This is a genomic window from Gemmatimonas phototrophica (assembly GCF_000695095.2).
Lineage (GTDB): Bacteria > Gemmatimonadota > Gemmatimonadetes > Gemmatimonadales > Gemmatimonadaceae > Gemmatimonas > Gemmatimonas phototrophica.
The window spans coordinates 3340381-3358797 of the sequence record NZ_CP011454.1 but is presented as its reverse complement, the minus strand read 5'-3'; the positions used below and the strand labels follow the sequence as shown (position 1 = coordinate 3358797).

The 18417-nt window shown below is 65.5% G+C and carries 17 protein-coding genes; 13 read left to right on the top strand and 4 right to left on the bottom strand.

All coding sequences use genetic code 11. The features are described from left to right. Positions 1–122 precede the first annotated feature (122 nt). The 6 genes from chrA to GEMMAAP_RS14225 are packed head-to-tail and all read left to right on the top strand — an operon-like array spanning position 123 to position 5955. A complete protein-coding gene (gene chrA, locus GEMMAAP_RS14250; RefSeq protein ID WP_202969141.1) occupies positions 123–1271 on the top strand; it encodes a chromate efflux transporter in 1149 nt (382 codons plus the stop codon). 18 nt (positions 1272–1289) lie between these two features. Then, positions 1290–2141, top strand: a complete 852-nt coding sequence (locus GEMMAAP_RS14245) for a D-amino acid aminotransferase (RefSeq protein WP_043579464.1) — start codon at positions 1290–1292, stop codon at positions 2139–2141. A 2-nt stretch (positions 2142–2143) separates the two neighbouring features. Further along, the gene (locus GEMMAAP_RS14240) at positions 2144–3097 is read left to right on the top strand and encodes a S66 peptidase family protein (RefSeq protein WP_053333724.1); all 954 of its coding nucleotides are present in this window, start codon (positions 2144–2146) and stop codon (positions 3095–3097) included. A 51-nt stretch (positions 3098–3148) separates the two neighbouring features. Continuing rightward, complete coding sequence (locus GEMMAAP_RS14235; protein ID WP_026848657.1) at positions 3149–3505, top strand: rhodanese-like domain-containing protein; 357 nt, start codon at positions 3149–3151, stop codon at positions 3503–3505. Between the two features lie 35 nt (positions 3506–3540). Continuing rightward, the gene (locus GEMMAAP_RS14230; RefSeq protein ID WP_026848658.1) at positions 3541–4140 is read left to right on the top strand and encodes an NUDIX hydrolase; all 600 of its coding nucleotides are present in this window, start codon (positions 3541–3543) and stop codon (positions 4138–4140) included. A 60-nt stretch (positions 4141–4200) separates the two neighbouring features. Then, positions 4201–5955, top strand: coding sequence for a gamma-glutamyltransferase family protein (locus tag GEMMAAP_RS14225; RefSeq protein ID WP_158514870.1), 1755 nt, complete (start codon positions 4201–4203; stop codon positions 5953–5955). 23 nt (positions 5956–5978) lie between these two features. Here the strand turns inward: GEMMAAP_RS14225 and GEMMAAP_RS14220 are convergent, their stop codons facing one another. After that, positions 5979–8996 (bottom strand): helix-turn-helix transcriptional regulator, encoded by a 3018-nt coding sequence (locus GEMMAAP_RS14220; protein ID WP_026848660.1) that lies wholly within the window; start codon positions 8994–8996, stop codon positions 5979–5981. Between the two features lie 15 nt (positions 8997–9011). Next, positions 9012–10130, bottom strand: coding sequence for a BamA/TamA family outer membrane protein (locus tag GEMMAAP_RS14215; RefSeq protein ID WP_053333725.1), 1119 nt, complete (start codon positions 10128–10130; stop codon positions 9012–9014). Positions 10131–10276: 146 nt separating this feature from the next. Between GEMMAAP_RS14215 and GEMMAAP_RS14210 the strand changes: the two genes are divergently transcribed. From GEMMAAP_RS14210 to GEMMAAP_RS14180, 7 genes are read left to right on the top strand one after another with little or no spacing between them, the layout of a single operon-like run. Further along, on the top strand, positions 10277–11650 hold the full coding sequence (locus tag GEMMAAP_RS14210; RefSeq protein WP_026848661.1) for an Nramp family divalent metal transporter: 1374 nt from the start codon (positions 10277–10279) through the stop codon (positions 11648–11650). After that, positions 11650–12090: a universal stress protein gene (locus GEMMAAP_RS14205; protein ID WP_026848662.1), complete on the top strand. Its 441-nt coding sequence runs from the start codon at positions 11650–11652 to the stop codon at positions 12088–12090. Before GEMMAAP_RS14210 ends, GEMMAAP_RS14205 begins: the two co-directional genes overlap by 1 nt. A gap of 10 nt (positions 12091–12100) precedes the next feature. After that, entirely contained in the window at positions 12101–12898 is a 798-nt protein-coding gene (locus GEMMAAP_RS14200) for a metal-dependent transcriptional regulator (RefSeq protein ID WP_082821343.1), read from the top strand. Between the two features lie 22 nt (positions 12899–12920). After that, positions 12921–13802 (top strand): ABC transporter permease, encoded by an 882-nt coding sequence (locus tag GEMMAAP_RS14195; protein ID WP_158514869.1) that lies wholly within the window; start codon positions 12921–12923, stop codon positions 13800–13802. 7 nt (positions 13803–13809) lie between these two features. Continuing rightward, positions 13810–15033 carry an ABC transporter permease gene (locus GEMMAAP_RS14190; RefSeq protein WP_026848664.1) on the top strand — a complete coding sequence of 408 codons (1224 nt, stop codon included), beginning with the start codon at positions 13810–13812 and terminating at the stop codon, positions 15031–15033. After that, positions 15020–15745 (top strand): ABC transporter ATP-binding protein, encoded by a 726-nt coding sequence (locus GEMMAAP_RS14185; protein WP_053333726.1) that lies wholly within the window; start codon positions 15020–15022, stop codon positions 15743–15745. Before GEMMAAP_RS14190 ends, GEMMAAP_RS14185 begins: the two co-directional genes overlap by 14 nt. Next, the gene (locus GEMMAAP_RS14180) at positions 15742–17256 is read left to right on the top strand and encodes a hypothetical protein (protein WP_026848666.1); all 1515 of its coding nucleotides are present in this window, start codon (positions 15742–15744) and stop codon (positions 17254–17256) included. The genes GEMMAAP_RS14185 and GEMMAAP_RS14180 overlap by 4 nt, the downstream gene beginning before the upstream one ends. A 19-nt stretch (positions 17257–17275) precedes the next feature. Here the strand turns inward: GEMMAAP_RS14180 and GEMMAAP_RS14175 are convergent, their stop codons facing one another. Further along, positions 17276–17779, bottom strand: coding sequence for a hypothetical protein (locus GEMMAAP_RS14175; RefSeq protein ID WP_043579468.1), 504 nt, complete (start codon positions 17777–17779; stop codon positions 17276–17278). Positions 17780–17890: 111 nt separating this feature from the next. After that, positions 17891–18403, bottom strand: coding sequence for a hypothetical protein (locus GEMMAAP_RS14170; RefSeq protein WP_026848668.1), 513 nt, complete (start codon positions 18401–18403; stop codon positions 17891–17893). Positions 18404–18417: the final 14 nt, after the last annotated feature.

The following is an 18417-nucleotide window of genomic DNA, read 5'->3' as shown; positions in this document are numbered from 1 at the left end:
GTGTGTCACCACAATTGCGGCGATGCCATCTTTCCAACGCACTCGCCGTTGGATCGATCGGTCCTTCCGCCTGTTCCGCCCGCACTGCACGAATGGGAGGCGCCCGCGACATCTTGTGTGACATGTCCCCGTCCGCTCCGCTCGCCGAAGTCGCCCAGGTATTCACCCGCCTCGGTGTCACCGCCTTTGGTGGCCCGGCGGCGCATGTCGCGGCCATGGAAGACGAGCTGGTTTCCCGACGGCAGTGGGTCACGCGTGACGAGTTTGCCGACCTCGTAGGCGCCGCCAACCTCATTCCCGGTCCCAACTCCACCGAGTTGGCCATTCACCTCGGTTATCGCCGCGCCGGGTGGAGGGGATTGCTGGTGGCGGGCATCTGCTTCATTGTGCCTGCCGTGCTCATGGTGTGGGGGCTGGCCTGGGCCTACGGCCGCTACGGGGGCCGGGTGGAAGTGCAGGCCATGCTGCAGGGGCTGCAGCCGGCGGTGCTGGCGGTGGTGGTCCAAGCCATCTGGCGGCTCAAGGGCAGCCTGGCGCGCACTCGGCTTGGCGGGTGGCTGGCCATTGCGGCATTTATCGGGGCGCTGCTTGGGGTCTCCGAGCTGTACCTGCTGCTGGGGGCCATCGCCATTGCCCTGACGATCAGTGCCAGCGGCCAAGCGAACGGTTCGCCCGAGGCCGGCATGCTGTTTCCCATGGGCGCGCTGCTCCCCTCCGGCGCGGCCGCTGCCGCGTCTACGCTGAGTGCGGGCGGGATATTTCTCAGCTTCGCCAAAATTGGCAGCGTGCTCTTTGGCAGTGGCTATGTGCTGCTCAGCTTCCTGCGTGGTGAGTTTGTCACTCGGTTGGGAGTATTGACTGAAGGACAACTGCTGGATGCCATTGCCGTAGGACAAGTCACCCCGGGGCCGGTGTTCTCGGCCGCCACCTTTGTGGGATACCAGCTGGGCGGACATGCCGGGGCACTCGTCGCCACGCTGGGGATCTTTCTCCCGGCCTTTGCGGGCGTGGCCCTCACGGCGCCCCTGGTACACCGGCTGCGCACCTCCCCGGTGCTGTCACGCGCGCTGGATGCCGTGAACGCCGTGTCGTTGGCCCTGATGGCATCGGCGGTGCTGCTCATTGGCCGCGGAATCGCCCCCTCTCCCGCCGCATTGGCTATCTTGATCGGGGCGAGCGTCCTCCTGCTGTACACCCGCGTGGGAGCTGCATGGGTGTTGCTGGGGGGGGCCGTCACCGGCCTCCTGCGGCTGCTGCTGGCCGCTTCCTGACCTTTTGCCATCACTCCTGTGTCTCTCCGAACCTGCTGGCTCAACGGGACGTACATCGCCGAGGAGCAGGCGCACGTTTCCATCTTCGATCGTGGGCTGCTGTTCGGCGATGGGGTCTACGAAGTGGCCGCGGTGTTCAACGGCCAGTTGCTCGACGCCGATCGTCATCTGGTGCGGCTCGCGCGTTCGCAGCGCGAAATTGGCCTGCCGGCGGCCTACGACGCGGCCACGCTCATGGGGGTGATGCAGGAACTCGCCACCCGCAACGGCATTCAGGAAGGGTTGGTGTATCTGCAGGTCACGCGTGGCGCGGCGGAACGTGATTTCCCGTTTCCCGCTCAGGTGCACCCCACCGTGTTTGCGTATGCGCGCCCCAAAAAGCTGAGCGACGACCCCAATGCGGCGGGGGTACGGGTGCATGCGGTGCCCGATCTGCGCTGGCAGCGGTGCGATATCAAGAGCACGTCCATGCTGGCGCAGGTGCTGGCCAAGCAGGCCGCACGCGAAGCGGGGGCGTTTGAAGCGCTGATGCACGAAGACGGGCTCGTGACCGAAGGGGGGTCCAGCAACATCTGGATTGTGCGCGACGGGATTGCCTACACGCGCCCCACCTCGCACGATATTCTCGCCGGCATCACGCGTGACGTGATTTTTGATGTGGCTGATGACGCGGGCGTCACGGTCGTGCAGCGGGCCTTTACGCTGGAGCAGGCGCTGGCCGCCGACGAATGTCTCATGACGAGCGCGACGAGCTTTGTTCTGCCCATCACGCGCATTGACGATCACGTGGTGGGAAGCGGAGCGCCTGGTCCGCTGACGCAGCGGCTGCGTGAGGGCTATCTGGCCCGTGCCGCGCGGCTTACGGCGTAGTCGTGAGTCTGTCAGCGTCGCACCCGTCCACTTCGGCACCCACGCCGCGCGCGTGGCGTGAACCGCCGCCGCTGCCGCCGGGCGCCCACGTGGCTATGGTGTCGCCGTCGGGGCCGCTCAACGGACCGCATGAACTGGAGCGGGCCGTCGCGACGGCGGAGTCGTTGGGGTGGACGGTGCAGGTGGGTCCCCATGCGCTGGCCCGCACCGGCTACTTCGCCGGTGATGATGCGCAGCGGGGCGATGATCTTATTGCCGCCATGCACGATGATCGCGTGGATGGCATCTGGTGCCTTCGGGGAGGATACGGTGCGGCCCGTCTGCTGCCGCGGGTGCAGGAGGCGTTGCCTGTCATGCGCCCCAAGACGCTTATTGGCTATAGCGATATCACGGCGTTGCATGCGGCCTGGCAACGGGCCGGGCTCGTGAGCTTTCACGGGCCCACGGCGCGCTCGCCGTTGTCCGATTTTTCTCGTGCGACTTTGGTGGACGTGGTGCAGCGCGGCGCTGCGCCCGTGTGGCAGGCGTCGGAGGCGCTGGTGGTGCACGGCGGCGAAGCAACCGGACGGCTGGCAGGCGGCAATCTGGCGCTGATTGCTTCACTGTGCGGCACGCCATGGGCCTGTCACTTTGACGACGCCATTGTGGTGCTGGAAGACATCAACGAAGCCAGCTACCGCATTGACCGCATGTTGACGCAACTGCGATTGGCCGATGCGTTTCGCGGTTGCCGCGCGTTGGCCGTGGGGCACTTCACGGATTGTCCCGATAGCACCGACGACGGCTCACGTAGCATCGTGGCCATCATCGAAGAATTGGCCGCTGCCTTGCAGGTCCCCACGCTGATGGGAATTCCCGTTGGGCACATTGATGAGCAATGGACGCTCCCACTGGGCGCTCGCGCCACGCTCAACGCCGACGCCCGTACCCTGCAGTTGCACCGGCTCAGTACGTGAACATTGCGGCTCACACCACTCAATACCCACCACTCCAAACCCAACACTCTCATGAAGACCGCCCAACAGCTGATCGCTGAAGCCAAGGCCGCCATTACCGAAGTCACCGCGCAGGAAGTACAACGCGCGCTGGCGCAAGGCGAGTCGCTCACGCTCATCGACATTCGCGAGCAGAACGAGTGGGCCATGGGGCATGCGGCGCCGGCGCAGTATATCGGCCGTGGCGTGCTGGAGAGTCAGATCGAGGCCAAGGTGCCGCGTGACGCACGCGTGGTGCTCATCTGCGCCAGCGGCAACCGCTCGGCCCTGGCAGCGGTGACGCTTACGGAAATGGGCTACAACAATGTGGCATCGCTCGCGGGTGGCTTCCGTGACTGGGTGGCGTCCGGCGGCGCCGTCGCCGACTGAGCGGGTCAACTCCGTTGACGTGGTCTCCTCTCGACGTGCCTTTGCACCACGCCCTGCAGCATCCGGACGTGGCGCTGCTGTCGTCGCATCTCATGTCGCGGGTGGCGGTTGACGCGACGGTGCGGGAGGACACGCGCCTCGCGGCCGTGGCGGCGGTGCTGCGCGTGGTTGAGGGGACGGTGGAGTTGCTGTTCATCAAGCGCTCCGAGCACGAAGGAGATCCCTGGAGCGGACACATGGCGTTCCCCGGGGGGCGTCACGAGCCGCACGATGCGTCGCTCGAGGCGACGGCGTGCCGGGAGACGATGGAGGAACTGGCGCTTGATCTCACCTGCGGCCGCATCCTGGGTCGGCTCGACGATCTGGCGCCGCGAAACCCTGTGCTCCCTCCAATTCTCATCCGGCCGTTTGTCGCAGTGGTCCCACCGGATGTCATCTTCTCGCCGAGTGAGGAAGTGGCGGCAACGTTCTGGGTGCCGCTGGCCGTATTGCGTCACGAGGACACCCGTGCCGAGCACGTGATGACTATTAACGGAGTACGGGCCCGTTTCCCCGGGTTCCGCGTAGAGCAGCATATCGTGTGGGGACTGACGGAGCGAATTGTCCAGCAGTTGCTGGCGCTGCTGGAACCGTAACTCCACAAGGTGCGTGGAGGCGGTGGCGTTTAACCTGGAGAGAGTGAGATGGGCGTAACCGTGAAATCCGTCGCCATGGCGGCGTGCAGCACCGTGCTGTTGGGGGCCTGCGTTTCGTCGTCCACGCCCTCGGCTGTGGCGCCCATGGCTGGCAAGCGGGTGGAGAGTGACCGTGGCATGGTGGCGGCGTCGCATCCCGATGCCGCCGCCGCCGGTGCGGCAATCCTGGCACAAGGAGGCAACGCCGTTGACGCGTTTGTGGCCACCGCGTTTGCGCTCTCGGTGACCGACGTGTCGCAGACCGGACTTGGCGGCGGGGGGGCCATGACGTTCTACGATGCGAAGACACGTCGCGTGGAGCATCTGTCGTTCTATCCGCGCACCGGCAACGATCCGCTGTGGGCCCAGGCCGACAGCTCGCGTGGGCGATCCATGGGGCGCGCGGCGGCAACGCCCGGGATGGTGGCGGGGCTGCTGGAAGCACATGCCAAGTGGGGCTCCCTCACGCGCGCCGTGGTCATGGCGCCAGCCATTCGACTGGCCCGTGACGGGTTCATTGTCTCGCCGCTGTTGTCGCGCACGATTGCGTCCAGCCGCGCCAAGATGCAGGCGGACAGCGTGGCCATGGCGCGCTTCATGCCGCGTGGTGAGGCGCTGCGGCCTGGCGAACGACTGGTGCAGCCAGAGCTGGCCAATACGTTGGAGCGTGTGCGCGACGGTGGCCGTGACGCCTTTTATACCGGGGCAATTGCCGAACGGCTGAGCGCCAAGGTGAAGTCCCTCGGTGGGCTCATCAACGTGAGCGATCTGCGGCAGTACCCGGTCACTGCCTTGCGTCCCCTGTGCACCACGTGGCGTGAGTTCACGGTACTGGGAGCCCCGCCACCAATGGGTGGTTCGTCGGTGCTGGAGATGTTGCAGATGGCCGAACAGTCTGGTGTGGCCACGGCCGGCGGCTTTACGTCGGAACCTGACGCGGTGGTGAAGATGGCCGATATTCTGCGGCTCGCCAACGCTGACGCCGGACGTTGGCGCGGCGATCCGCTCACCATGCGCGTCCCCGCGCGTGGCGTGGCCACCCCGGGCTTTGCGCAGCAGCGCGCCGGTTTGGTGGGGGGCGCGTTGCCGGATACCGTTCAGGCCGGTGATGCCCTGGCGTTCGATACCACGGCTATCCCCGACGCCTGCCGCCGCTTTGATCCGTACCCAGCATTGGTGGCGGCGGTCGCCTCGCCGGAACCCGAAACGCCCGCCGCGGGCGACGAGCCCGCCGAGGGGCACAGCCTGACCTCGCACTTGTCCGTCGTTGATGCCCGCGGCAATGCCGTATCGGCTACCACCACGGTTGGCGTGCTCTTTGGGTCGGGCGTGTACACCGATGGCTTCTGGCTCAACTCGTCGGGGTCCAACTTCGATGCGCGCACACGCGGCATCAATCGCTACGCCAACAGCACGATGTCGCCCACGCTCATTTTGCAGGGCAACGACGTACGCCTCGTCATTGGTGCCGCCGGGTCCCAGTATATTCAGCCAGCCATCACGCAAGTCACAGTGCGCACGCTGGCCTTTGGAGAAGATCCGTGGACGGCTATTGCGGCACCGCGTATCTACGCTTCGGCCTCGCAGAAAGACGTGGAAGTGGAGCCGGGCTTCACGTCGGCGGTGTACGCGGCATTGGTCACCAGGGGCTATCGCCCGGTGAGCCGTGTCGCTGACATCACCATGGGTGGCGTCCACGCGGTGTATGTGCGCAAGGATGGCCGACGCATTGGGGTGGCGGATCCGCGCCGTGATGGAGTGGCCGCCGGACAGTAGCGCGCCGCCAACAACTCAGGGGCTCAACGATGGAGCCCCTGTTCGCGTGCGAGATCGCCGAGGGCCGTGCGATCTCGCACGTTCAGTTTGTCGAACACGTTGGCGAGATGCGTGCCTGCCGTACGCGCCGTAATGCCCAGTCGCGCACCGATTTCCTTGTTGGACAATCGCTGTGCCACCAGCTTCACAATCTCGAGCTCGCGTGATGTGAGGTTGGCCAACAGCGACGTGGACGGTGCGCTGGGGAGGCGGGCCCCGAGTTCACGCAACAGAGTGCGCGCCTGTTCAGCGGCCGGACGTGCCCCCAGTCGTTCAAACATGGTGAGGGCCTCGCGCGCTTCGTGCACCGCATCGTGACGCGCGCCCTGTGCGGCCAGTACGCGGGCAAGCCGGACGCGCGTTTCGGCCGCATCAAACGGATAGGGAATCGCTTCGAGGGCCGCAATGGCACGCTGCAGCTGAGATACCGCCTCGTCGAGGCGGCCAGCTTCGTACGCGCTCTCACCATCAATGACGCGCACCCACGCCTGTCCAATGGGATGGGCCAACCGCTCGGCATCTTCTTCCAGTCGGTTGCGCACCTGATGCAACGTCTCGCGATCACCGAGTATGAGTGCGGCGCTCGCCATCGTGGGCAGCAGACGGTACACCGCCCAGGCGATGTAGCCAGTTCGGTCGGCAATGGCCAGCGCGGTTTGCCCGTGCACGAGTGCCTGCGCGTGTTCCCCCACTGCGTATAGGTACCGCGTTTTCGCCACGTAGGCGGGGAGCACACCATGCACTTCAAACGGACGGGACAAATCGAGCCCGGCGGCACCGGCCACATCCCAGGCTTCCTGAACCAGCCGCTGGGCAGCAGAGAGATCACCGCGCTGCATGTACACCCCGCTCACCCAATGGGCGATCCGTGCCAGCAGGGTGGTCTGATCGAGTGCACGACCCAGCCCCAGTGCCCGCTCGCCATCGGCCAAGGCCCGATCCCACTCGCCAATGGCGGCGCGGTATTCGAGGGCAATCTCCATGGTCCGCAGTTCCAGCAACGGAGAAGCGAGTTCCTGCGCCAACCGCATGGTCTCGGACAAATGCGCGGTGAGGGCAGCGGTATTGGAGGTCAGCGCGGCCAGCACCGCGGCCGCGTAATGGGCTGACCAAATCAGATTGCGTTCTCCACTGCGTTCGGCCAGCACCACCGCGCTGCGTGCATGCGTCCAGGCGCGGTGCGCCGGGCCGGTCCAAACGTGCAGCAGCAACAGCATACGATGGGCGCGCGCCAGCATTGGCAATTGATCGAGCCGTTCCGCGGTAGCCAATGCTTCGTTTACCTCCCGCTTGGCATCCTCCACGAGCCCCAGTGCCTGCAGGCAATCGGCCTTGGCCAACTGCGAACGCACCAGGAACGTGTCGTCACGCAGCGTGCGCGCAATGGCAATGGCTTCATCGAAGTGCTGCAAAGCCTCTTCGCGTCGCCCCAATCCCTGCAGCGACAGGCCTATGCGACGTTCGGCCACGGCAACACCTTGCGGCGTGCCTGCGGCGTGCGCCAGATCGCGGGCGCGTTCCGACATGAGAATGGCCTCGTGATATTCGGCCAGTCGGCGATACACTCGCGCGAGTTCGTCCACCAGCTCCGCGGCGGTCGCAGCGGGAACGACCTCGGGATGTGCATCAGTGCGGTCGAGCGCCGCCCGCAGGGATGCGGCCGCTTCACGGCGGGCCAATCGCCGCAGCGCCACACGCCCCGCCATCATCAGCCAGCGGACGGCAATGGCCGGGTGTGCACGCGGGTCGGCACGCAACCAGTGCGCGGCAATGGCTTCCGCCTGATTGCTTGCCTGGCCGCCGGCGGCCTGTTCGAGCGCGAGCGCCAGGACCGCGTGCATGTCGCGCTCACGCGCCAGGCCAAACGCCTGCACGAGTGCCTGCTGCAACATGGGGTGGGTGAACGCGTACGAAATATCCTGACCGGCCGCGCCCTCGGTAATCAGCCCGGCCTCACGGAGCTCGTGGAGCGCGCTGCGGAGCGTGTCACTGTCGAGTGGCACGGTGGAGGTGGTCACCGCATGCAACACATCGTGCGTCGCGGTCGTTCCGGCCACCGCGACTATTTCGGCAACCTGCCGCGCCGCCGTGCTCAACCGCGCCAATCGGGCATCCAGCACATCGCGGACCGAAGGGGGCAGCACCAAGCTTTCAATGTGCCAGCCAATCCACGCTCCCCCCTGCTGGCGGAGATCTCCCCGGGTGATCAACTCACGCAGGGTTTGTTCAATGAAGAATGCATTCCCTTGAGTGGCGTGATGAAGGCGCGAGGCAAACGCATGAATCACTTCGCTGTCCACGCCAAAGTGCTGCGCCAGCATCAGCTGCACATCGTCAGCCGCGAGGGGGGCCAGGCGAACATCGTTGGCGGCGCCCAGTCCGCGGAGGGAGCGCAGCGCCAGTCGAAAGTCGGCGGCGAGTGGCTGGTCGGTCTCGTTCCAACTGCCGATGAGCAGCACTCTGTGACCGGACAATTGACGACCGAGAAAGTGCAGGAGCTCCACCGACGAGCTGTCTGCCCACTGCAGATTTTCAAGACAGAGCATCAGCGGGTGCTTGTCGCTCAGTCTGGCGAGTAGCTGCAGAATGGCGGCATGCAGCCGCACCCGCTGTTCGCCCGGGGTCACGCTTTCGGGGAACAGCGCACCCGATCCTGTACGCTCGGCGAGTTGCGGAGCCAGTGCCGCCATCACACCGCGATCGCCGCGAGTGAGTCGCATCAGCGCACCGGAATCGAGTGCGGCGAGCAGTGGTCCCAGGGCATCGGCAAAGGATGCGTACGGGATGGCGGTTTCCAGCGGATACGCGTTCCCAATGGCAACCTGCCATCCGGCAGCGCGGGCAGCCGTGGCGGCTTCCTGCACCAGTCGTGTTTTGCCAACACCGCCATCGCCCGAGAGCAGCAGGAGTTGACCATGCCCGGCCGCGGCCTCGCCGCGCACCTGTGACACGAGTTCGAGTTCGCGGTGGCGACCGCTGAATGGCAATGCGAAAGCGGACATGATGGGCACGCCTAATTAGAACGCCTGATTGAACCCGATGTACAGCCCACTCGCGCCTTTAGTGCCACGGCCGTAGTCCACCCGCACGGCTGTGCGCTGACGCGCATCAATCTGGATGCGAGCCCCCGCGCCGTAGGTGGGAAGCAGGGTGCCCTCCACGAAATCCGCGAGCCCTCCAGCCGTGCTGGCCACGGTGCCCGCTCCGGCAAAAGCCACCATCCCCAATCGGCGACGGATGGGCGAACGATATTCAACCTGCGCGGCGGTGAACCACGCTTCACGGTAACGGCCGCGCGCGTACCCGCGCATGATGTCACCACCACCCACGAGCGCCAATTGATCGAATGGCGGTGCTCCCGTGGTCCCAATGAGTTGTGCCTGCCACGCCAGGACATGTTCACCGCCGAGGGAAGCGTATTTGCGGGCATCGAACCGGAGCCGCTCGTAGGCGAACTCGGAGCCGGTCGCCTCCGCGCTGACGGCGTATGTCAGTTGCGCGAAGGTGCCGCGTGTCGGGTTGAAGACGAAGTCCCGCGAGTCTCGAAGTACGCCAAGGCCCAGTTCACCGACGCGTCCGCCCGTGCGCCCCACAATGCGGGTATTGAGTGCCAACGCACCGGTGGCGCTGTCCGGTGTGATGTCCTGCGAAAGGAAACGGGCCGTGGCCAGCGCATACCAGGCGCCGCGCAGCCGTTGCTGCACCGATGCCGTCGCCTCCACTCCGGTGGGCGTATACAGCTCTTTGGCCTGTTCCGGAGAAGTGGCGCCAAGGCCATAGTAGGGAAGCGGGAATTTCTGCCAGGCCAGCAGCCCCTGCAGGCGTCGGTCATTGTTGGCAGACCAGCGTTCCCCTTCAATGCTCACGCGGGTCTGCCCCTTGGTGCTGCGCAGGGCCGTTGCCACCACCGAGGCCGGTCGGGCATGGCGCATGGCGGGAGGTTCAAAGACGGAGAGCACCGTCAGGCCAAACTGCAGACCGGTTTCCGGCGCCGAGCCGAAGGCCGGAAAGGGTTGGATGCGACGACGACCGACGGTCGAATCGGCTGGTGCCTGCTGGGCCGGCACAGCAGTGGCGAGGGCGAACAGGAGAGGCAGCGCCATGGTGGCCGCGTGCCGTGAAGTGAGGTTCATCATGGCGGTAACCGGAAGGGGTGCGTCGAGCTCCGGCAAACTGCGACTCAGGGGATGTCCTATCGATACGTCACCTGACGTAGGCGCCGCAGTCGGGGGTTCCCGTGCACTCACTTGCCACAAAGTTTAGGTGAGCCTAAACTGTAGGCATGATATTGCCCAATTCTGCTTCTACACCATCGCCGGAGACGCCCGAAGGGGAACCGGGCTGGCGTCGCGCCCGGTTGGCGCCGTCGCTGGCGGAGGTCTATCGCTCGGTCGAAGTCAACGGGACCGGGTGGTTTCGCAAGCTGCTGGCCTTTGCCGGTCCGGGATATCTGGTGGCCGTGGGATACATGGACCCGGGGAACTGGGCCACCGATCTCGCCGGCGGCTCGCGCTTTGGCTACACGCTGCTGTCCGTCATTCTGCTGTCCAATCTCATGGCCGTGCTGCTGCAAGGGCTCGCGTCCAAACTGGGGATTGTCACCGGCCGCGATCTTGCGCAGGCCTGCCGCGATCACTACTCGCGTCGAACGGGGCTGGCCCTCTGGGTGCTCTGTGAGCTGGCGATTGCCGCCTGTGATCTGGCCGAGGTCATTGGCACCGCCATTGCCCTCAATCTGCTCTTCGGGCTGTCTCTTCCCGTGGGCATCGCCATTACGGCGTTCGACGTGATGATCGTCCTCCTCTTGCAGAACAAGGGCTTTCGGCTGCTCGAAGCGATGGTCATCGCGCTCATCGCCGTGGTGGGAGGCTGCTTCCTCTTTGAGCTGTTCATCTCGCGCCCCGACCTGGGCGAGGTGGCCCGGGGCTTTGTCCCCACGGCGGAGATCGTGAGGAATCCTGAGATGCTCTACATCGCCATCGGCATTCTGGGCGCCACGGTGATGCCGCACAACTTGTATCTGCACTCAAGCATCGTGCAGACGCGCAAGTACGCCGAGAATGCCGAAGGAAAGCGGGAAGCCGTGCGCTTCGCCTTTCTTGATTCCACCATTGCGCTCACCTTCGCCCTGTTCATCAACGCCGCCATTCTGATTGTGGCGGCGGCGACGTTTCACACGACGGGCAACACCGAAGTGGCGGAAATTCAGGACGCGTACAAATTGCTCACGCCCCTCCTGGGCGTGGGCGCCGCCAGTGCCGTCTTCGCGCTCGCCTTGCTGGCGTCCGGGCAGAATTCCACGCTCACCGGCACACTGGCGGGACAGATTGTGATGGAAGGGTTTCTCGACCTGCGCATCCGCCCCTGGCTGCGCCGGTTGATTACCCGGGCCATTGCCATCGTGCCGGCTGCCATCGTGGCGATACTATACGGGGAGAGTGGCACGGCCAAGCTGCTGGTGTTCAGTCAGGTCATTCTGTCGCTGCAACTGTCGTTTGCCGTGTTCCCGCTGGTGCAGTTTACCTCTGACCGCCGCAAGATGGGCGAGTTCGTCAATTCGAAGCCCCTCAGGGTGGCTGCGTACGCCGTCGCGGCGGTGATTGCGACGTTGAATGTGTGGTTGCTGGTGCAAACCGTCAGCGGATGGATGGCCTGATGTACCGTCGCATTCTCGTCCCCCTGGAGCACTCGTCGTACGACCAGGTCATTCTGGCGCATGTGCGCCAGTTGGCCGCCATGTGTCAGTCGTCGCTGGTGCTCATTCACGTGGCCGATGGCTGGGCCGCGCGCAATCAACTCTCGCTCAAGCTGCGGGAGTCCGAGGAGATGCGGCTCGACCGCGGGTACATCGAAGCGCTGTGCACCACCTTGCGCGCGGAGGGCTACGAAACCGAAGCCGTGCTGGCGGCGGGAGACCCGGCGACGGAAATTGCCGCGGCCGCCGATCGGGAGCAGTGTGACCTCATTGCGATGGCGACTCACGGGCATCGCGGCCTGCAGGACTTGCTGTATGGGACCACCGCCAATGGCGTTCGGCACCGAACCATGGTGCCGGTGTTGATGGTCAGGGGTCCCGCTGGTGGTCGCCCTCGCTGATCTTTGTCATATGTCCGAGCGCGCCGCCTCCGCCCCACCGCTCCTTACGGAGCCGGTCGAAGACTATCTCAAGGCCATCTACGAGCTCGAGACCCGCTTCGGCGCGGCGGCGACCTCCGATGTGGCCAATGCGCTCGATGTCGCGCCGGCGTCCGTCACCGGGATGATTCGTCGGCTGGCCACGCAAGGGTTTCTCGATCACGTGCCCTACCGTGGGGTACAGCTCACCCAGGCCGGACGACAGGCGGCGCTGCGCACCATCCGTCGGCACCGGATCCTCGAAACGTACCTCACGCGCGTGCTGGGCTATCCCTGGGATCGTGTGCATGATGAAGCGGAGCGGCTCGAACATGCGGCCTCCGATCATCTTATCGATCGAATGGCCGCTGCCCTTGGGAACCCCACCGAAGATCCGCACGGCGCCCCCATCCCCACCGCCGACGGCGTGGTGGACGAGCGCGTCCATCGCACCCTGGCCGATCTCGCGGTGGGCGAAAGCGCGCGCATGGTCCGGGTGAGCGACAAGGATCCGTCGTTGCTGCGCTATCTCGCCGAAATCGCACTGCAGCCGGGCGCGGAGATCACATTGGTGGACCGGGCGCCCTTCGACGGGCCGATCACGCTGCGGGTGGGAGCACAGGAGCCGGTGGTGGGACCCAATCTTGCCGCCCAGGTGTTGGTGGAGTCTATGTCTGCTTCTGCCACTGCCGCTCATGCTGTCAGCGCCGCCCCGGCCGCTGCGTCCTCCTCAGTTGCTGCCGACGTGCCTTCCGTGGAACGCCCCCGCACCCGCAAATCCTCCCGCTGACACCGCGCGGGAGCAGGGGCTCATGACAATCCGGATGGCGGCACGCGTCGCCCTGGCGATTCTGCTCGTTGCTGCCGGCGCGGCCCCGGCGCAGGGGCAGGGCGACAGTGCGCTGTCGCCAACATACGGACGCCGTGCCCCCGCACTGCGTGGCATCGCCGTGGATGTGCGTATGGCGGAGGATTTTGGTCTGCGCCCTGGCAGCGTGGTGCGTCTCTCCGGGACGCCCGGGGTGCCGGGCGACAGTGTACAGATTGCCGCCGTGTTCGAGCGCAAGGCCGATCCCGCCGAAGTGGCCCGTCGCGAGTATCGCATTCGCACGCACGTGGGGCACCTGCAGGCGCTGCTGGGACTGGATGATCGTGTTGATCGCTTTGCCGTGGGGGTACCCGACTCGGTATCCGTGGATTCCGCCGTGGCGCGCATCAATCACGTGGCCTTTGGCTTTCGGGCCCACAAGTCCAGTGATGTGGCCGTGCAGAGCTCGCGCACATTCCGGGTGGTGGAGCGCTTTCACAAGGCCATTGGTCTGATCACGGTGGTCGCCAGTGCGGTCTTTCTGCTCTGTCTGCTGCTGCTGAGTGTGGAGGAACGCCGGCGGGATATTGCGGCGCTGCGGCTGATGGGGATTTCCCGCGGCACCGTCGTGCGCGCGATTGTATTGGAGGCGGCACTCGTGTCGGTGATCGGCAGCGTGATTGGGGCGGGCATTGGATGGATCTCCAGCCTCATCGTGAACGCGCACTTTCAGCAGGTGTACCGCACGCCTTTGCTGTTTGCTCTGCTGACGCCGGAAATCTTTGCCTTCGCCACGCTCACCAGTCTGGCGCTCGGCATTGGCGCCGGTACGGTGGCCGCCTGGCGACTGGTGCGCACTCCGCCGCTCACCTTGCTGGGACGGTGAGGTCCGCATGAGCATGCGCGTCACCCTGGCGTTTGCCACGCTCCGCCGAAACCCGGCGCGCACGCTGCTCGCCGTGCTCGGCATTGCCGTGGCGGCGGCGCTGCTGCTCGACATGGTGATGCTGGCCACCGGGATGCGCGAGTCGTTCCGCTCGCTGCTGCTCACGCGCGGCTATCAGCTACGTGTGTCCCCCAAGGGTACGCTGCCGTTCGACAGCGAAGCCACCATCGATGGGGCGTCCGCCATCGTCGCTGCGCTCCGGGCCAATCCGGACATCACCGCGGTCAGTCCGGCGCTGGGCAGCACGCTCTCTCTTCCCGGAAACACATTCCCCTCGGTCTTTACGCTCGGACTCGAAGGGGATGTGCAGGGAGACTATGTCCTGGATGCCGGCACGGACATGACCGGCCCGCGCGACAGCGTGCAGGCCAATGCGCCGCTCACCGCCGTCGTGAATCGCACCTTCCTGGTGCGTAGTGGCAAACGATTGGGAGACACCATGACCGTGGCTGCCGGGCTGGATGCGCAGCTGCGCACCGCGGCACGGTCGCGCGTGGTGGTCCTCACGGGTGAGGGGCGCTTCTTCTATGTGCCGGCGGAAACACCGGTCATGGCGTTACCGCTGCGCGAAGTGCGCACATTGCTGGGGCCGGCCTATCGTGACCGCATGTCGGTGGCCATGGCCGAATCCCGCCGCGGTGATTCAGCCGGCGTGGAAGCGGTGCGCTCGTGGATTGCCTCAACACAGCCGCGGATCACCGCCATCAGCACGGAGACGGCCATTCGGCAGGTGGAAGAGCGGCTGTCGTACTTTCGGCAGCTCGCCTTTGTGCTCGGGGCCATCAGTCTCGGTATTGGCTTTTTGCTGGTCGCCACGCTGGTCACGCTCTCCGTGAACGAACGACGTGGCGAGATCGCGGTGCTGCGCGCCATCGGCACACAGAAAGGCGGCGTGTTGCGTCAGGTGTTTCTCGAAGGACTGTTCATGAGCAGTGCCGGTATTGCCGGTGGGCTCGTGCTGGGGCTTGTCACGGCGCAGTGGCTCAACGCCATTCTGCGCGATTTCCCCGGGTTGCCGGCCGCTTTCGATTTCTTCCTGTGGAGCCCGGAAGCGGCCTGGAAGTCGCTGGCCTTGTTGCTGGTCTCCGGTACGCTTGCCGGACTGATTCCCGCCTGGCGCGCTGCGTCCATACCCATTGTGCGCGCGTTGCGCGAGGATGCCGTTGGCTGAACTCCCTCATCTCCCCGCCGGCAACCCGGTGATTCACTGCGAGCAGGTGGTACGCAGCTACACCATGGGAGCAGCGTCAGTCCAGGCCGTGCGCGGAATCGACCTCACCATTGGTCGCGGAGAGTTCGCCGCTATCACGGGCCCATCAGGATGTGGCAAGAGCACGCTGCTGCATTTGCTGGGGGCGGTGGATGTGCCGAGTGCCGGTCGGGTGCTGGTGAATGGGCGTGATACGGCTCAGTTGAACGATGCCGATGCCACGGCTTTTCGCCTGCGTCACATCGGATTCGTCTTTCAGCGCTTTTACCTCATGCCCACGTTGTCGGCGCTGGAGAATGTGGAGTTGCCGCTCGCCGAAGCGGGCGTGCCCAAGGTGGTACGTCGTCGTCGCGCCGCGGAGCTGCTGGGGTACGTGGGGCTCGGCGAACGCCGCGATCATCGCCCCACACAGCTTTCCGGCGGTGAGCAGCAGCGGGTGGCCATTGCGCGTGCGTTGGCCAATGAGCCGGCGCTGCTGCTGGCCGACGAGCCCACCGGCGAACTCGATGCGGCAACGGGCGAAACCCTGTTGCAGCTGTTTGGTCAGTTGCATCGCGACGGCACCACGTTGGTGTTCGTGACGCATGATGCGGTGGTGGCCAATACGGCGCAGCGGGTCATTCGCCTCCTGGACGGACGCGTCGCCTCCGATACGCGGAATCCCCGCGCGTGAACGCCTGGCGATTGGCGACCTCCTGGTTGCTGGCGTGGCGCACCGTCAGCACTCGGCCGTGGCGGGCGATGCTGCTGTGCGGCGGCTTTGGTGTGGGCGTGGGGGTCATGATCGTGTTGCTTGCCGTAGGCGAAGCCATGGTGCGGCAAGCCAGTCAGGAACGTCTGGTGGGGGGCGGGCAAGTCACCGTCCTTCCTGAAGGGATCGACATTGAAGTCCTCACCACCGGAGGGCTTGGCGGGTTGTTCTTTTCGGTGCCCAACGCGCGTTTCGTGCACCGTCAGGTGCTGAGCGCACCGCGGCTGGCCGACGCCGTAGGGGTTGCTGCCCCGCAATTGGAAGGGAAGCTGCTGTATCTCACCACGCCTGACGGCGTGGAGTACCCGGTGCGTGCGTCGGGCGAAGTCCCGTCGGCCACGCGCCAGCTGGGGGCCATGCCGCGCATTGCGCAGGGCGCATGGGACGATGATGCCAGCGATGCGCGCTGGATGCGACCAACCGCCGCAGAGCTTCGCCACGATATCGATCACTTTCACCGTCCCGCCGATGGCATGGCGAACGCCGAATCGTGGGGCGAGTGGCACTACTTCAACGTGCTGTCGGCCGATGCGTCACGCTGGGCCTTTATCACCTTCCTGGTGGGTGGCGATGTGCGTGGCCAGCAGTGGGGTGGCCAGCTGCTGGTCACCTTGCACGAGCGTGGCCGGCCCCCACGGCGATTCGTGACCAATGTCCCGCGGGAGCGGGTGCGATTCAGTCTGCAGGATGCCGACGTGCAGATTGGTGAGGGCCGAGTGACGGTGCTCCCCGACGGCCGGTATGCGGTGAAGTCGGTTGGGCGCGAAGTGGGCACCAATGCGGTGTTGACCGTTGACCTTGTCGTCTCTCCGGCACCTCGCGTGGAGTTTCCCGGCGCCACGCTCGTGAGTGGTGACTTTACGTCAGGCTACGCCGTGCCAGCGCTGCGCGCAGCGGCAACAGGTTCCATTTGCGTGGCTGGCCGGTGTGACCGATACGAGAATGCACAAGCGTATCATGATCACAACTGGGGCGGCTGGCGTGGTGTGACGTGGGAATGGGGCGCCACGCGCGCCGGTGCGTACACCCTGCTGTTCGGACGGGTGACACCCGAGGACACCACCGGTGGAACGTCACCGCTGTTCGTGTATGTGACTGACGAACGTGGGTTTCTCGCGTTGTTCCGCCCACGGGTCATTCAGTACAACGATGCGCGTGTCGTGCGCACAGCGGCGGGCGATCTCAGTGTGCCGGCCACGGCCGACCTCTTTGATGTGCGCGGCGGCGATACGCTGCACCTTCAGCTCACCGTTGATGATGCGGTGGCGACCGATACGCGTATTGGTCTGGCTGAACGGGGCGAGGGGAACTATGCACGCGGCCTCGCCCGGCCCTGGTTCATCCAGATGGCCGGGGAGGCGAATCTGCGCGGACGTATTCGAGGGCGCGTCCTGGAGGGACGGGGGCGCGGGTTTTTCGAGACATACCGCTAGCACGCCCCCTGCCGTGTGGTCAGACGAGGCGCACCTTGATCAGGCGGCGCGTCGCGTCGGACACGCGGACATCCGTCACGAGTTGCTTGAGGCGATCTGCATCCAGACGCGCCGCGGCCCTACGGTGACCACGGATCTTGAGCGAAACCGCATCAAGCAACACGCGTGCTTCCGTTTCCGCATCACCCAGCAAGTTGGCGTCGGCGGCAAGTTGATCGAGAACATCGGCGGCGTCACGGAAACGCTTCTGGAGGGTGAACACCTGCGCGGCGCCGTACGAGGCATCAACGCTCAGCACACCGTCGGTGCGCTGCATGCGAATGGCCTTCGCAAATTCGCGCTCTGCCACTGCGAGGTCGCCGGCCACGAGCGCCGTACGCCCCTTCTCTATGTGCTCGAGGGGCGAATCAATGACCGCCAGCATCGGTGCGAACAGCCCCGCGCCACCCTGCGCCACCGCACGAGGCGAAGACGGCAGGACTGGTGCAACAGTGATGAGGGCAGCAAGAGCGATCGTCAGCATGGTGTCTCTCCGTAATCTCTATGTGAACGGGCCGGGCGGTGTGTCCGCCATCTCGCGGCATCGTGACTGCCTTACGCCGCGAGATGGCCTTTGTGTCACCGCGTCCTGAAATCAGCGCAGTCGATCAGCCACATAGCGCTGTGTGCTTGCACTGAGCTGTCCCTGTTTCAGCAATGCGCGAACGCGTCGCGCGTCTTCTCGGGCCTGCTGCTTGAGCCCCTCCTCCGCCTTGAGCCACAGGGCATCGGCGCGTGACCGTGCTTCGGTGTTGTCATCGCCACGCAGCGCCGCGCTGTCGGCCAACTCATCGAGCACGTACGCGGCTTCACGGGTGTATGACAGGGCATACAGCACTTGCACGAGCCCCATAGTCGCTTCGACACCAAGGCGTCCGGCGCCGCGTTCGAGTTCGCGTGCGGCCAGGTATTCACGGCGGGCAATATCAAAGTCGCCATGACTGGCGGCGCGGCGAGCCAGGGTGAGGTGTTCATCGGCCGAGAGCGGGGCCGGGACGCCGATGATGCGGCGGCTGCTGCGGTTGGTCGCGTCGGTGGTGAACGCCTGGGCCGAAACTGTGCTGGTCGCGACAGTGATGGCAACGGTGGCGATGATCAGTCGAATCATTTGGATATGCTCCT